The organism is Legionella resiliens (assembly GCF_021344005.1).
Lineage (GTDB): Bacteria > Pseudomonadota > Gammaproteobacteria > Legionellales > Legionellaceae > Legionella > Legionella resiliens.
In genome coordinates, this window is sequence record NZ_JAJTND010000004.1 from 1087906 (window position 1) to 1103995 (window position 16090).

Sequence of the window (16090 nt, forward strand, 5' to 3'; positions counted from 1 at the left end):
AGTTTCTAACTTATTGTAAACTTTTCCTTAGCCTGTCATTTATTACGCGATATTTACGTAGATTCCCCAAAATAATTGATTAAAAGTAATGAAAGGGGGCTCGTTGTACCTTACACTATTCAGAAATTTATACTTTGAAGCCTGCCAGGATCATAAGCATTCGGATAAGAAAGGCAATGATTCCTAAACCAACAACACTTGCTCCCCATAGAAAAATTAACCACCCAACACGATATAGCCATGATGTTTTATTTCCCATATTAATGATATCCCTCTCCAACTTTCACTTTACCGCGGAATACATAATAGGACCACATGGTATAAAAAAGAATGCATGGAATTACCAGTAGAGCACCAACCAGGGTAAATCCCAAACTTTGACTGGGTGCTGCAATTCCTCTAAAAGTTAGAGAGGGGGGAATAATATTCGGCCATATACTGATAGCAAGTCCTATATATCCCATAAAAATAATAAAAAGAGTAAGAATAAATGGAGAAAGATGGGGGATTTTTTGCAAAGCCCGAAGCATTATTCCTCCGGCAGCCAATGCTAAAAGAGGAAAAGGCGCAAGAAGAAAAATATTAGGAAAAGTAAACCATCGTTGAAAGATATTGTTGTGGGTAAGGGGTGTAATAATACTCACGAGCACAATCATAAAGAGAAGCGTGATTAATGTGGGTTTTGCCAGTTTTGTTACCTTTCTTTGTAGCTCTCCTTCAGTTTTCATAATTAACCAACTGCATCCTAAAAGTGCATAAGTGATGAGAAGACCAAGGCCAGTAAATAAACTAAAGGGAGTCAGCCAGTCTAATGCATTACCAACATAGACCAACCCATTGAGTTTGATCCCATTAATAAATGCTCCAAGTGTTACCCCTTGGAAAAAAGTTGCTATGTAGGATCCTCCAATAAACGCTTTATCCCAAAATGGTTTATGGTTCTCGCTTGCTTTAAAACGAAATTCAAAAGCTACTCCTCGCCAAATCAATCCACATAACATGAAAATTAATGGAATATAGAGGGCTGTTAATATCACTGAATATGCTAAAGGAAAAGCAGCCAATAATCCCGCGCCACATAAAACGAGCCAGGTCTCATTCCCGTCCCAAACGGGCGCAACGCTGTTGATCATCACATCGCGTTCCTCAGGATTTTTTATAAGGGGAAACAAGATGCCTATTCCTAGATCAAAACCATCCATAAAAACATACATCATTAATCCAAAGCCAATAATTAAATACCAAATGAGAGGTAAATCGATGCCCATTAGAATTTCTCCTTACTCAGATGCAACATCGTTAGGTGCTGCAGAAAAAGGACGCGCAGGACTATGTATTCCTTTCGTATCTGCTTCTATATCTGATTCATGATCTTTGGGACCTTGTGCAATCAATTTTAATAAATAAATGATTCCTGTTCCAAAAACGAAAAAATAGATAATTATGAAAATAGCGAGACTTATGGAAAGTGTGAGTGCGGAATGATTGGATACTGCATCTTTGGTTCGCATGATTCCATAAATGATCCAAGGTTGCCTTCCAATTTCTGTGGTATACCAACCAGCAAGAATTGCTAAAACACCTGTAGGTCCCATCAGAGTGGAAAAAAACAAAAAAGGACGTGATTGGAATAATTTATCACGCCAGCGCAGCCATAAACTGATTATTCCTAATAACAGCATTAATAGTCCCAAACCAACCATGATTCTAAAAGTCCAAAATATAATAGTAGAATTAGGGCGATCCTCTGGAGCAAAATCTTTTAAGCCAGGAACCTGGCCATTCCATGTATGAGTTAAGATGAGGCTGCCTAGGTGAGGAATTTCCAGGGCATAGTTCGTGTTTTCCTCTGTCATATCGGGTAGTCCAAAAAGGATCAAGGGAACGCTTTCCCCTGGTTTATTTTCCCAATGTCCCTCCATTGCTGCTATTTTAGCGGGTTGGTACTTAAGTGTATTTAATCCATGCTGGTCGCCAAGGAAAATTTGTAATGGTGCCGCCGCTAGAATCATCCACATTGCCATGGAGAACATGATTTTAATTGGGCGTATCGTATTTCCGCGTAATAAATGCCAGGCTGCAGAGGCTCCAACAAATAAAGCTGTTGCCAGAAATGCCGCGGTTACCATATGGAGTAAGCGATAGATAAATGATGGATTAAAAATAACCTGAAGCCAATCTATGGGCACAACATGATTATTTTCAATGATAAACCCTTGAGGAGTTTGCATCCAACTATTGGATGCTAATATCCATGTTGCAGAAATTAATGTTCCTAAAGCAACCATCATAGTGGAAAAAAAGTGAAGCTGGGGCCCCACTTTGTGCCAACCAAAAAGCATGACTCCAAGAAAACCTGCTTCAAGGAAAAATGCAGTTAATACTTCATACATGAGTAAAGGCCCAGTCACACCCCCTGCAAATGAAGAAAAACTACCCCAGTTTGTTCCAAACTGATAGGCCATAACGATTCCAGATACCACACCCATAGCAAAATTTACAGCGAATAATTTGCTCCAGAAATGATAAAGATCACGATAAACACGCTCTTTTCTATAAAGCCATAAACCTTCAAGAACAACGAGATAGCTCGCTAAACCTATAGTAATTGCGGGAAAAATAATATGAAAGGAAATAGTAAATCCAAATTGAATTCTGGCAAGTTCTAAGGCATGTAATTGAAACATATCTCTCCTCTCCTAAAAAACAATGGGTTGCTACAAGTGGTTTATTTAGAAAATCTGTTGGCAACTATACTGATTTTTTAATTCGGATCAAATTAAGCTTTCCTAAAGGTTATAGGCGCATTAGGAGAATGTTATTTTCCAGTTCGATTTGGTGCTTCCTGAAGCAATACCTAATCTATATCTAACTTGTATAAGTTGGTAAACAATATATTAGCAGTTATATTTTTTTAAGTGTATAGCTATGTGTTTTAAATAATTGGAAGACTCCAAATATAAGAGTCACTCTATTTCGTGAAAACTATTGAAAATAGAAGATCTCTCCTTATATAAAACATGCCATGACGCGGTCCCATTATTGAGAATAGGGCGTTATTGGACCTGAATTAAGAATTAATTTTCCTATAAAAAATTTAGAATAATAATGCTAATAAGAGCAATAATATGGGCACTAATATATATCCAATAGCAAACCACATCATTTGAACCCTTGAGTGTATTTGAATGAGCAGCTTATGTTTTATTAAAGAATTATTAGTGCATCTGGCGGGTCGAGGGTAAAAGGTGTTGAAACTTTAATGGGATTCATTTTAAAGCAGATACCTATACCTTTGAAAAATCAAGTACTTCTTTTGTCCTGAAACACACCATGATATACTGCATAATTCTACCCTTCGCCTATAGGGAGGTAGTGCGATGGAACACGAACAACAAGTGGGTGAAAAGCTTCTACCTGTTTTTGAAACTCCTCCATTTCCGAGAACATCATCTGAATTCATCACGGTACTGGCGCATTATCATCGCGCCGAGATCGGTCGGATGGCTGGATGGCGGGATCGGATCGACCGGACGAGTAACTGGGCAATTACTGCTGTAGCCGCAATGCTTTCGCTGTCTCTGTCGACGCCCTCCGCGCATCATGGAGTACTGCTGTTTGCGATGCTTCTTGTTCTTCTACTTCTCCTCATAGAGTCGAGGCGATATCGTTTTTTTGACGTCTACAGAGGACGTGTGCGTCTGATAGAACGGTTTTATTTTGCCCCTATGTTTACGGCAGCCAGAGTAACTGATGATCATTGGGCTCAAGTTCTTGGCCAAGACCTGCGTGAGCCGCGTTTTCTTATGAGCTTCAGCGCGGCAATGTCGCGGAGGCTACGTAGAAACTATGTATGGATGTTCCTCATCCTGCTGATGGCATGGATCTTGAAAGTTTCTTCCACCCGGCTGCAAATCAGTGGTGTTCCTCGGGGAGTAGCAATGTCTTGGGGTAATATTGTGGAAAATGCAGCATTAGGTCCGGTTCCTGGGTGGGCCATTTTAATCGGGGTTGCCTTGTTTTTTATATGGATCGCCTATGCTTGCCTCCATTCACCCGAATATACTGGCGAATTATCATATGGCAATGTGCATGTATGATTATTTTCTATTACTAGATATATCTATATAGAAGGAGCTAACTATGTAAAACAAAATAATGTGAGCTACTTTTTTCCGCAAATCATCCAGAGTCTCCTCTTGATCTTTAATTAACTACTTTAGCCATTCGTATTAATTTATTGATCTTAATTTCCAAGGAACTACATTCTGTAACAAGTAAGCTAAGCATTAAAGATAAAAGATTTTCACCCTTTTGAGGCATTACATCCGGAACTGCTACTAAATGGGGCTTACGATCCAAGTATGAGAGATTTTCTTTTAACTTTATCATTGCGTTACTTAAAAAAATAAAGTACTCCTTATCCTTTTCATTGAGTCTAACCCCTTCATAAAGAATCAACGCAATTATTGATGCATAGTAACGGAAAATATGCCGGAAAGATTGTAAAATATCAGCCGCAACCTGGGTAAATCCAGAATCCTTGCCGATCTCAACCTGTGCTTCACTAATTAGTGTTTGAAAATGAGGAATCAGTGTTAGGATGTTGGATTCGCACCGGGTTAACCGTTTGGCTAAGTCTGTTGAATCATCTATGTTTGCAATGTACGTAGATAAAGCGGCATATTCTGCCAGAAATTCCTCCATTTCTAAAATGAGCATCTTTGTTGCTCGGTTTGGGAAAAAAAATCGTAGGGTAAAGAAGCCTATTAATATACCAATAATTACATTTGTAGGGCGTATAAACACATATGAAAAATTATTATAATTAATGAGACAAATAGCTAAGGTTACGCAACCCAAGATTCCAATATAACTTTTTTTAGTCCCTAAAAATAAATAGGTATATAGAAAAATTCCTATTATAAGTCCAATAAGATTCATAAGATAATTATTATGAAAAAGAAAAATAATAATAAGACTATATAAGGCACTACTAATCGTTGCGAACGCTCGCATTGAACAGCGAGTCAAAGAAGCGCCAATAGTATGTTGCTCAAACAAAATAATGAATAAAGAGATATAAACCCAAGTTGGCTCAACCAGAGTGAAATATGTTGTAACGATAAAACTAATAATTGCACCAATGGCCATACGTGCAGCCATTATTGTTTTTTGGCTTGTCATTTCTATAGAAAAATTAGATTTGAATAATGACATAACACGTCGCTCCAATAGGCAGAGGATAATGTTTGGAGTCATAATCAGTGATTTTAATCTGTACAGGGAAACGCTGAGGCAAGAGTACCCAATTATTCGTATCATTGGTTACAGTTTGGAGCTGAGTCTTGGGGTTTGTAATTTGCCGATTAGCAGCCCAAGCGCCAGATACCACTGTTCCATGGTATAGTTTTGTGCCAAAGTACATTCGTGGAATAATGTAGACTTTATTGCCAGTCTTTACCATACGCAAATCCAGCTCAGTAAAATTGGCTTGAATGTAAAGGCTTTCAGTATCAACAAAAGAAAATATAGGTTTATTAATTTCAATAGGTGTTCCCAAAGATAAATACATGTTTTGAATGCGGCCATTACTTTGGGCATAAACAGTTGTTTGTTCTAAATTAACTTTGGCATAACGCATTTTATAAATTAACGCTTTGATTTTGTGGTGCAGGCTCTGAATATTTTTTTCAACCATGCTAATCTGCTGTGTTTGCATGTTTACTTTGGCCAAACTACCAAGATTTTCATATTGCAAATCTTTGACATTAATTTCAGAAATTGCTCCTGATTTTAAAACTGCTTTATTGCGAAAATAATTTAAGTGAATTCTATTGTATTCTTGTGTGTATTGTATGAGTAATTGTTTCTCTTTTTGTAGCTGGTATTGTAAGCTTTGAAGCTCCGCTTTCGCAGTATGCACTTCCTCAATTAGCCTACCGTAAGTGAGCTTATAAGGTTCTTGGAAAACAGTAAATAAAGGTTGTCCTTTCTGGACATATTGTTCATTTTTAACATATAAATCAGTAATATACCCACTGACAATAGCAGCTACAGGGCGAACATTAGCGACGACAAAAGCATTATTAGTAAATGGAATTAAAAAAGAGAAAAAATAATATAAAACTGCGAATAAGACTAAGAAAAGCAAAACTGTATAAGGTTTTAACTTTCGAAGCTTTTGTGTTACCATTTTTCAATATTAGTCATGTTATTTATGGATCCGTTTAATTGCGCAGCCTGGCAACGCTAATTACTTTAGTCATGACAAGTGTGCTAGTAGCATGTATGCCAAGCGCAAAAAATTCACGACTCACGCCAATTTATATCCCTACATATCTGCAAGACTCAAGCAATGATGCATTAAATGGGCTTCCTTATCAAGCATGGTGGGAAGATTTTAGAGATCCTCTTCTTAATCAGTTTGTTGATAAAGCACTTCTTTACAATAATAATGTTACAGTAGCGAAGCAATCAATTCGTGTTGCACAGGCTGAGCTGCAAACGATTCGCTTAAATTGGCTTCCTGGTCTGAATCTTTTAATGGGTTTCGCCCAAAATCCTGCTTTAGGAAATCCTGGAGTGTTTTATGGTGTTCTTCCCAGCTATTACCAAAATTTTGTTGCGCTTTATTTTCAGCAAAAAAAAGCAGAATTTATCTTGGAGCGTTCTAAGGCATATTATCTTGGTGTTCGATTGGCTGTTATTGGAGAAGTAATCAGTAGCTATTTTTCTCTACTCGCTTGGAATCACCAATTAACTCTTCTGAAGCAAATTGAACAAGACAATAAAGAGCTTTTAGCATCATTAGAAATAGCAAGAAAACAAGGATTAGCGAATAAACTACAATTGTTAGCCTTAACAAGCCAATTACAAAGTATTATGGGACAGCAAAAGCAAGTACAAAACAATATCGTCGCAAGCGAAAATGCGCTACGTTATTTAATTAATCAGCCACCAGGAGAAATAAAATCAAATAAATCATTTATTAACATACCAAGTAAAGCAGTACCACTAAATAAAATTAATACTCAAGTTATTCTACGTCGTCCCGATGTAATGGTTGCTTTAACATCTCTTCTTGCGGCGTGCAGTGGAGTCAATATAGCAGAATCACAATTATTCCCAGCCGTAACCCTGGATTATTTTTGGGGAAGGGCGAGTTTGAACGGGACATTTAATAGTCCAACACATTCAGCATCATATGGCGATATATATGCAACATTTAACTTATCCCCCTCTCTATTTGGACAAATTATCACCAGTGAGGCGATTTTTAATAGGAGTTTGGCAGAGTATAATAATGTCATCCAAAATGCATTACGTCTGATCGCAAACAGTATCGCTGCCAATCAAAAGCTTATGGCTAAATACCAGGAAGACGCTCTCTCTTTAGCATCATTAAAGAAAAAATATCAATTGCAACAGGAACTCTATCGCAAAGGTCTTATTAGTCATAACGACTTATTATACAGCAGTATAGATATTAGCCAAAAAGACTATGAACTGACCGTAAGCAAATTAGAACAGTTAATTAGTGTTATCAGTCTTTATGAAGAGTTAGCAGCAGGCATACTTTATCAGAAACAATTCTAATGGAAATTCAAAGACCTAAAATTTTTTGTAGAATCGTGGCCATGAGTTTCCTTTAATCAGTTTTTCTGTTTGTAAAATTATCATTCAATATGAACTTATAATGTACTATAATTATATAAAGTTTTTCGGACCTTATCTTCAAACAGAGGTAAAGTTGATGAAAAAAAATATAATGAGTTGTATCTATTCAGTTCTTATTTTTTTATTCTTTATCTTTGGTCCTGCCTATGCTGAAGATGGAGGCGAACCCCCTCGGGTTGCTCGATTAAGTTCTATCAATGGCTCTGCAAGTTTGCTGCCCGGAGGGGAAACCCAATGGGTAAAAGGCCTTGTCAACCGTCCATTAATCCCCGGTGATCGCATATGGTCAAGTAATAAATCATTTCTCGAATTACAGCTGGGTTCTACAACGGTGCGTATGGGTAATCAAACCAGCCTTAAAATTCTAAACCTTAACCAAAAAATTTCCCAATTACAACTTTCCAGTGGGACCTTAATTGTCAAAGTAACCCGTTTGAATCCTGGGCAAACAATTGAAATCAGTACGCCCACTCTTGCTTTTATAGTAACAAAGCCAGGTTATTATCGAATTTTTGTCAACAATCAAGCAAAAATAACACTCATAAGTGTAATAAAAGGAAGAGGAAAGGTGTATGGTCCAAAAGTTTCTTATATTGTTAATCAAGGAAAATCCTACCCTTTTGGAGTAAATCTCAAACTATTTAAACCCACTGGTATCCCTGCGCCTGATAGTTTTGAGCGTTGGAGCCGTATGCGAGATCGTATAGGAAAAGGTATTACCCAATATGTATCTACTGAAATGATTGGCGAAGAAGATCTTCAACTCTATGGAAGTTGGAAAAAAACCCCTAAATATGGTCATGTATGGATACCTAATAAGGTGAACCCAAATTGGGCCCCTTATCGTACAGGTAAGTGGTTGTGGGTGCGCCAATGGGGTTGGACCTGGGTGGATGAAGAGCCCTGGGGATTTGCTCCATTCCATTATGGTAGATGGGCTTATCTTGAAAGAAGGTGGAGTTGGGTCCCTGGACCAAGATATGCCCGACCTGTTTATGCACCTGCATTGGTGGCATTTGTAGGAGGTAACAATTTTAACCTGAGACTGAGTACTGGGGTACCAGGAATAGCTTGGTTTCCTCTAGCCCCAGGAGAAATCTATATTCCTCCAGCCCACCTGGGACGTAATTATTTCATCAATGTCAATACAAGTAATACCCAGATTAATAATACCTACGTAAATAATATTTTCATTAATAGAAATACCAATATCTTCTATCAAAATGTAAATGTAGCACCCGCAATAACTGCGGTGCCAACGCAAACATTTGTTAATTCGCAACCAGTTAACCAGGCAGTGGTAAATGTCCCTTCTCAAATAATACAACAAGCGCCTAAAACCCCTATTGCAGCGATCGCGCCTGACACTGCCAGCGTATTAGGAGGAAGTTCTGCGCAGTCTCAACCGCCAAAAGAAATTTTAGAGCAAACGGGAGTAGTAACTGTTGCTCCTCCAACACCTCCTGTACCTTTTTCTGAAGAGAAAAAACTACTGGAAAAAAATCCCGGATCTCCTTTATCTACACAGGAAACACAATCTTTAAAACCATTGCCAACTGAATCAGCCGAAAAATTAGATGTAGTTAATCCAACACAAACGTCTACTCCCATTACTGAAAAAATTATCGATCAAGCCCCAGTACCTGATCCAGAATTGATTAAACCTCAGGAACAAACACAACCTCAGGAACCAACGCAGCCGCAGGAACCAACGCAACCTGCTCAGGAACCAACGCAACCTGCTCAGGAACCAACGCAACCTGCTCAGGAACCAACGCAGCCTGCTCAGGAACCAACACAGCCTCAGGAACCTACGCAACCCCAGGAACCTACGCAACCCCAGGAACCTACGCAACCCCAGGAACCTACGCAACCCCAGGAACCTACGCAACCCCAGGAACAAATACAACCTCAGGAACAAATACAACCTCAGGAACAAATACAACCTCAGGAACAAATACAACCTCAGGAACAAATACAACCTCAGGAACAAATACAACCTCAGGAACAAATACAACCTCAGGAACAAACGCAACCTCAGGAACAAATACAACCTCAGGAACAAATACAACCTCAGGAACAAACGCAACCTCAGGAACAAATACAACCTCAGGAACAAATACAACCTCAGGAACAAATACAACCTCAGGAACAAATACAACCTCAGGAACAAATACAACCTCAGGAACCAACACAGCCTCAGGAACCAACACAGCCTCAGGAACCAACGCAACCCCAGGAACCAACGCAACCCCAGGAACAAATACAACCTCAGGAACCAACGCAGCCTCAGGAGCCAACGCTGTCTCAGGAGCCAACGCAACCCCAGGAACCAACGCAACCCCAGGAACAAATACAACCTCAGGAACCAACGCAACCCCAGGAACAAATACAACCTCAGGCACCAACACAGCCCCAGGAGCAAATACAACCTCAGGTACCACCACAACCCCAGGAACCAATACAACCTCAGATACAAACACAGCCCCAGGAGCAAATACAACCTCAGGCACCAACACAGCCCCAGGAACCAATACAACCTCAGATACAAACACAGCCCCAGGAACCAACACAACCTCAGATACAACTACAGCCTCAGGCGCCATCGATACAACCGCAGATGCCCATCCAATCCCAGGAACCCATGTCACTTCAAGCTCCTGGACAACCACAAGAATCAATGCAACCCCAGTCTCCATGACAACCATAAGTTTATAAAATTACATAGAAGATACTTCATTAGTTAAAATCCAAAATTTATTCATTTCGACGCATATTTGAACTATAATCCAGCTATATGTAGCAATTAATATTTGATTATGCCAAATCCAGCTTTTGAGTTTTTGCGTGCGATGGGTGTTGATCCACTGGAACAGCCAATTCATTTACCTTTTAGGTTAAGAAAAGAGTTTCATAATGCTTCTGAATATTTTAGAAACAATCAAGATGTTTTTAAATTAGGAAGAACAGATAAAGTAAAATTCAGAGAAAGATATGCTATTAAACATGGGGCGCAAGCAAAGCCTCCTGAGACAGAGCATAGTTTTTTTAATTTTAATGGTAAATTGGTTTGTACTCTACCTGGGGCGGAAGGAACTATTGGTTCAGGTAATTATGGCAAGGGGCGTCTTGCAATGGACGAATATGGACATGTTTTTTTAATTAAAGTTGAGAAAAAGTCTATTATTCGTAGACGCACTAAAATTAAAGAAGAATTAGGAGCAGAAGACGTTCCGCAAGATTCAATGGAGGAGGAAATATCGATTGGGAAGGATGTTAGGCTAATCATTGCCTCAAGTCAAAAAGGAGGAGAAAGTACGGAATACAATGAGCCAGGTATTCCAGAACAAACTTATGTATTAATGGAGTTCAGGGGGGATAGTGTCAAGAAAAAAATCATAAAATCCGATTTAACTCCAGAGCAAAGATTGGACATGGCGATTCAGGCAGCTTGGCAATGTCATTTATTGCATCAAGGTTATCTATCGCGATCAGGGATCCCCTATGTACATGGTGATTTAAAACCCGATCAGCTCGTCATTGATGCTCAAAATCAATTATCCTTGGTCGATTTTGGTTGTGCAAATAACAGATTAGAGGAAAAGCACGGAAATGATTCAGGGTCATTTGACTATTTATCACCATCCTGCAGAAACTATACTCGAAGGGAAGTAGATAATTTTGCCCTGCTTAGAACAATTTATATGCCCCAGATGTTTAATGATAGACTTGGGAATCCCAAACAAAGAAAAGAAGCATTTAATTCAGATAATATTTCTCTATTAGACGATGAATGTATTGAACAATTTCGGCTTAGAGAATGGTTTGATACATCCAATGGTAAATTACCTAAAGACAGCAGTCCTGAGCAAATAGCATTTTTATTAATTTTAACTCGGCTTCAATGCAAACAACTTTTTGAAGACTATAAGAACAACCAAGAAGCAATTTCTGCTTTGAATATTGTCTACCAATCCGGATACATTTCCACTCAAGAATTTAATGCTGAATCATTTTTAACTAATGAGATGGCAATAAGCTGCTTGGCGGAGCTCGCCCCAATCATGCATTTAATCGATAAGGATGCTCAATTAAAGCTTGTTGAGCAAATACTGAGTCCAAATCTTAATTTAAATACATCAGAGCAACATCCGTTATTAGCTTATTTGCAATGTGACTCCCAAACAAGACATTTGATTGCACCTGTTTTAAGCATGGCAATTAAAGAGGATATTGGCCTGAATCAGATCTTTGATAATATTGAATTTATAAAAGCTATATCTCCTCTTATTCGAGAGAATCCCAAAACTATTGTTTTTAGACCTGGAGAAAATATAGTGGAGCGATTATGTCAGGAATATAAAGAGGAACTTGGCAAGAATCTTTCTCTTTTTTTCACAGCTAAAAAATCGCTAACTCCAGAAAAATTTAAAGAAATTTTTAATACTCGGGATGTGATGGATGCATTAAAATATGAGGTTCAGGAACATAAAGAAAAATACTCTAAGAAAGGACAGGGATTTTTTGGTCGAAAAAACAATGATGGGATCAATAAATTAAATCGATTAGATAGCAGTGATGAAAGTACTTATAGTAAGTTTGCAAATAAGATTGAAGGAATCAGCCCTGATGGTGCACTACCTTTTTTCCGTTCACGAGATCCTGAAATCCAAAAATTTTATTGTATTGCCCATGTTCTCTTAAGTACTGTAGGTTATATTCAAGAAAATAAGCAAATTATGCAAAAACAAAGTGACTTATTCCAACCAGGGTAGATCCTAGCCCATAACTGCTTAAAACGGCAGGGGCACAGTTTATGATACAGAATAAACACTTTTGTGATATTCGTGTTTAATTTCTTTAATTTTGGCCATGTGATATTTGTTTCTGAGAGGCAAGCTCATCCAGAACCTGTTGTATCTGCGGTTCTTTATTTAAATTTGCTACAATACTTGCAAAGGTTGTTGACGTAGAACTATTAAATACCGCTCGTAATGCAAGCACATGACTGTTTTCATCTGGAGCCGGTTCCATTTTAGAAATACGTTTAATTTCTATTATATTTTTTACAATATTTAATTCGTTATTATAATCTATCTGTCTAAGAATACTTATTATCTCTTTAATATAACGAGGAGGAGAGTCCTCTGTATTGCGAAATAAAGAATTTGATAATAGATGGAAAACTGTATTTATATTAGTCTGTCGATCTAACGGGTCAATTCTCATAACATTCAGATGCGCTCTTGAAGTAAAGGCGGAACTTTCATCAGAGGTTGATTGGTTTAGGCTTTTTATATATTTTAAACCGTCAAGAAAAGCAACATGAGTTGCATTATAAAGCTTCATTGCCTTATTTAATTTAGCGCAAAGCTCCTGAGCAGTGAGATTTAGCTGTTCTCCTTTATTTGGATCAAAAAATGAATCATATTATCCGGATTCTTCTTTATGAAGTTGGAGTGTCCATCCATTTTCTCAGTGATTTAGTAAAAGCCATAAATTTTATATAACAGCTATCTCCAGTTCATCTAGTTGTTCTGTAAATAAGGTGGAATCTAATGGTGATAATAATATCGTTTTATAAGAGAATCAAAAAGCATTATTTGCGCAGTAAGAATAGAGTATTCCGGGTATTAATATAGTCTATATTTAGTATAGAATATAAGAATCAAGAATTTTTTGATTGACGTGGTAAAGATCCTGAACTATCAATCACACATTGTGAACCTATCTTAAAAGAGCAAATGCAAGATTAATCTCAGATTGACAATCCACTGTAATTTATTAATTACTTCTGTAAATTTAGGCTTTTTAAGCTCATAAGCAATATATTAAGGTTTACAAAACTTACACATAAATCTATATATTTAAAAGGCCCTATTAAAAAATACTCACATGAACCTGTTATCTTGCTTAAAAGGTTTTATTGCTACGATTGAGTCTAAAAGCTTTTCGAAGGCAGCGCAAAGGTTGTATATCTCTCCATCCAAACTAAGCAAACAAATCACGTGGTTGGAGCAAGAGTTAAAAGTAGTTCTTTTTATACGCTCTTCAAAAAGATTAATTATTACCGAACCTGGGCAAATATTGTATGAAAAAAGTCTGGAGCTTTTTGAGCAATTAGAAAGGGTTAAACTGATTGCCAATCCTGAAACAATCGAATTTAAAGGTGTTATTAAACTCTATCTTATTGTTCCTCCGGCAACACCTTATTTAACTTCATTGTGTATTGAATTCATGCAGAAATATCCTCAGATTGAAATGGATATTGTAGTGGGGGCTGACACTAAAGATATCTTTTCCGCTACTTTTGACTTAGCAATCTCATTTGATGAAATCAAACATCCAAAACTTGTTTGTAACAAATTATTTTCAGTTCATCGAAATGTATTTGTTTCTCCTGCTTATATTGCTCAGTATGGCCAACCTCAGACAATTGATGAGTTACGCAACCATCAGTGTTTAATTAATACTCTTTATGGCCTGCAGAACAAATGGGTATTTAATCAAAGAATTATACACGTATCAGGACCTTTTAAGAGCAATAGTGCTTACGCTTTAAAACAAGCCGCTGTCGCAGGGATAGGGATTTTATGGGCTCCTTATTTTTCCGTACATGAAGAAATTAAAAAGGGGGAGTTAGTGCAAATATTACCTCAAGATGGATCACCAGAAATTAGCCTTTACTCAATTTATCCTATACACCTGGTTAATGAGCGTAAAGTGAATTTACTGTTAAATTTTCTTTGTGAGAAAGAGACGCTAGAAGAAATGTCCCTGTCACTAAATACGATACAATGAATTTTTAAAGTTAAAAAGAAAACAGCTGTTTTTATTCAGAGCTATATTAAAACAACTGTTTTGATGAAATTAAATATTTAGTGAAAATTAGTTTTTCTTTTCAATACCCCTGATGACGTCACCTAAAAAACTATATTTAATTGTTGAAATTTCTGTTTCAATAGCGAGTGCCAATTTATATAATGCATCATTAACCGCTTCCATCAGCAATTTACACGTATTAATTCTATTATCCCAATCTCCATAAGAAGCCTCGATATGAAGTTCCAACAAATTATGATTTCCATCCACTTTAGCTTTTGCAAATCCATTTGTTGAAAATCCTTCAACAACCAGGAGCTCAAGTTCCTCTAATTTTGCAGCTATTGCTGCTTCCATTCGAGCACTTTTTATTCTGATATTTTTTGCTGTTTGAGCACCTAGCGTTTTCATAATATTTTCATCAACTAACATTTCTTTTGGGTTGTTCATTTTAAGTACTCCTATGATAACAGGGATAATTTCCGAGAAAAGACCATTATAAATGGGTGGCAGTACGCAATATTTGTTCGTCTGTTTCACGCTCTAATAGGTCATATTTACTCATAATTTTGGGCAGCACAGAGGTCATTTGTGCATTTACTACTGCATTATTGCTGACTCCACGAGCGAAATTATCTGTCGAAAATTTTGATGCTACATTTGCTATTGCTTGTATATCCAATTTCTTTCTTTCTTCATCACAATCTCGTTGGTCAATAATAGTCGCTAAAACTCCCAGACCATAAATGGACGCAGAATAGCAATTTGAAGTATACATAGTGCAGTGTTGAGCCTCACAAATTGTTTTATTAATATCGCTGATTAACTCTTTAGCTTCTTTACCCGATATTACTACAGCATTCGAATTGGCCGGCCTGTGTTCAGAAACAGCTCTCAATGCGAATGAAGAGTGATAAAAAGGAGACCGTTCATCAGTCGTAGTAGCAAACGCTTGCTTTCTTGCAAAACTTATCTCATATCGCTGCTCATCCGGGATTTCTTTAAGCTCAATATCAATCATTTGCTCCGGTTGAATAATAACTCTCGGGTCGTTAGAGTTGTGACTTAATGGTTCTGTAATAAAAGGGCTAGATTTAAGTAAGTCATAATGACTTTCATTATCTAAATGCGTTCCAATTTTTGCTATACTTATAGAACTAATTTTAATTTGTTCTAAAATATAATTTTTTGACGATTTATGATCATCACGGACATATCCAGGACTTTGACGGCCAAATATCAAATATTCTTTATGTTCGGCTTGTACCAGAGGTCTTTCTGAAGACGCTTCAGTTGTTGAAAGGGAAGCCATTTCTTTACTAAATTGTTCATATTGATACGTTTCTACAATCAAGTATCCTCCAACAGCACCGGCTGTCATCAATCTACTTTTAGCAAACATACCACCATTAGTTGAAACACGAGACCACATAATTTTCTCCTACAAATGTAATGTTTTTTAGTGTAAAACTTGAACATTAAGGGATTATTATTTAAATATTAAATAAATATTAAGCAATCAAATGGGTTTCTACATAAATTCAATGTAATCATGAGGTTAGAGCGACATCTCAAGTTAAATTCTATT

General features: G+C 37.2%; 13 protein-coding genes. 5 read left to right on the plus strand and 8 right to left on the minus strand.

Annotated features, from left to right (window positions below):
- Positions 1–127: 127 nt before the first annotated feature.
- Genes LXO92_RS10225 through LXO92_RS10235 form a run of 3 tightly spaced genes read right to left on the minus strand, consistent with a single transcriptional unit; the run spans position 128 to position 2687 of the window.
- The gene (locus tag LXO92_RS10225; RefSeq protein ID WP_182352568.1) at positions 128–259 is read right to left on the minus strand and encodes a DUF2474 domain-containing protein; all 132 of its coding nucleotides are present in this window, start codon (positions 257–259) and stop codon (positions 128–130) included.
- Between the two features lies 1 nt (position 260).
- Positions 261–1268, minus strand: a complete 1008-nt coding sequence (gene cydB / locus LXO92_RS10230) for a cytochrome d ubiquinol oxidase subunit II (RefSeq protein ID WP_182352569.1) — start codon at positions 1266–1268, stop codon at positions 261–263.
- Positions 1269–1280: 12 nt separating this feature from the next.
- Positions 1281–2687: a cytochrome ubiquinol oxidase subunit I gene (locus LXO92_RS10235; RefSeq protein WP_304608170.1), complete on the minus strand. Its 1407-nt coding sequence runs from the start codon at positions 2685–2687 to the stop codon at positions 1281–1283.
- 693 nt (positions 2688–3380) lie between these two features.
- Here LXO92_RS10235 and LXO92_RS10240 point away from each other — a divergent pair.
- On the plus strand, positions 3381–4100 hold the full coding sequence (locus LXO92_RS10240) for a DUF2270 domain-containing protein (protein WP_182352571.1): 720 nt from the start codon (positions 3381–3383) through the stop codon (positions 4098–4100).
- A gap of 106 nt (positions 4101–4206) precedes the next feature.
- Here the strand turns inward: LXO92_RS10240 and LXO92_RS10245 are convergent, their stop codons facing one another.
- Both LXO92_RS10245 and LXO92_RS10250 read right to left on the minus strand, forming a co-directional pair.
- A complete protein-coding gene (locus LXO92_RS10245) occupies positions 4207–5220 on the minus strand; it encodes an FUSC family protein (RefSeq protein WP_182352572.1) in 1014 nt (337 codons plus the stop codon).
- A complete protein-coding gene (locus LXO92_RS10250) occupies positions 5201–6196 on the minus strand; it encodes an HlyD family secretion protein (protein ID WP_182352573.1) in 996 nt (331 codons plus the stop codon). The genes LXO92_RS10245 and LXO92_RS10250 overlap by 20 nt, the downstream gene beginning before the upstream one ends.
- 95 nt (positions 6197–6291) lie before the next feature.
- Between LXO92_RS10250 and LXO92_RS10255 the strand changes: the two genes are divergently transcribed.
- The 3 genes from LXO92_RS10255 to LXO92_RS10265 all read left to right on the plus strand — a co-directional run bounded on the left by LXO92_RS10255 (position 6292) and on the right by LXO92_RS10265 (position 12455).
- A complete protein-coding gene (locus LXO92_RS10255) occupies positions 6292–7599 on the plus strand; it encodes a TolC family protein (RefSeq protein ID WP_232890902.1) in 1308 nt (435 codons plus the stop codon).
- Positions 7600–7756: 157 nt separating this feature from the next.
- Positions 7757–10381, plus strand: a complete 2625-nt coding sequence (locus LXO92_RS10260) for a DUF6600 domain-containing protein (RefSeq protein WP_233291529.1) — start codon at positions 7757–7759, stop codon at positions 10379–10381.
- Positions 10382–10499: 118 nt separating this feature from the next.
- Positions 10500–12455 carry a protein kinase domain-containing protein gene (locus LXO92_RS10265; protein ID WP_182352576.1) on the plus strand — a complete coding sequence of 652 codons (1956 nt, stop codon included), beginning with the start codon at positions 10500–10502 and terminating at the stop codon, positions 12453–12455.
- A gap of 85 nt (positions 12456–12540) precedes the next feature.
- On the opposite strand, the gene LXO92_RS10270 is transcribed toward LXO92_RS10265, so the two are convergent.
- Positions 12541–13029 carry a hypothetical protein gene (locus LXO92_RS10270; RefSeq protein WP_182352577.1) on the minus strand — a complete coding sequence of 163 codons (489 nt, stop codon included), beginning with the start codon at positions 13027–13029 and terminating at the stop codon, positions 12541–12543.
- Between the two features lie 546 nt (positions 13030–13575).
- Here LXO92_RS10270 and LXO92_RS10275 point away from each other — a divergent pair.
- Complete coding sequence (locus LXO92_RS10275) at positions 13576–14481, plus strand: LysR family transcriptional regulator (RefSeq protein WP_182352578.1); 906 nt, start codon at positions 13576–13578, stop codon at positions 14479–14481.
- A gap of 87 nt (positions 14482–14568) precedes the next feature.
- Here the strand turns inward: LXO92_RS10275 and LXO92_RS10280 are convergent, their stop codons facing one another.
- On the minus strand, positions 14569–14952 hold the full coding sequence (locus LXO92_RS10280; protein WP_182352579.1) for a YbaB/EbfC family nucleoid-associated protein: 384 nt from the start codon (positions 14950–14952) through the stop codon (positions 14569–14571).
- A gap of 46 nt (positions 14953–14998) precedes the next feature.
- Positions 14999–15934: a hypothetical protein gene (locus LXO92_RS10285; protein ID WP_182352580.1), complete on the minus strand. Its 936-nt coding sequence runs from the start codon at positions 15932–15934 to the stop codon at positions 14999–15001.
- Positions 15935–16090: the final 156 nt, after the last annotated feature.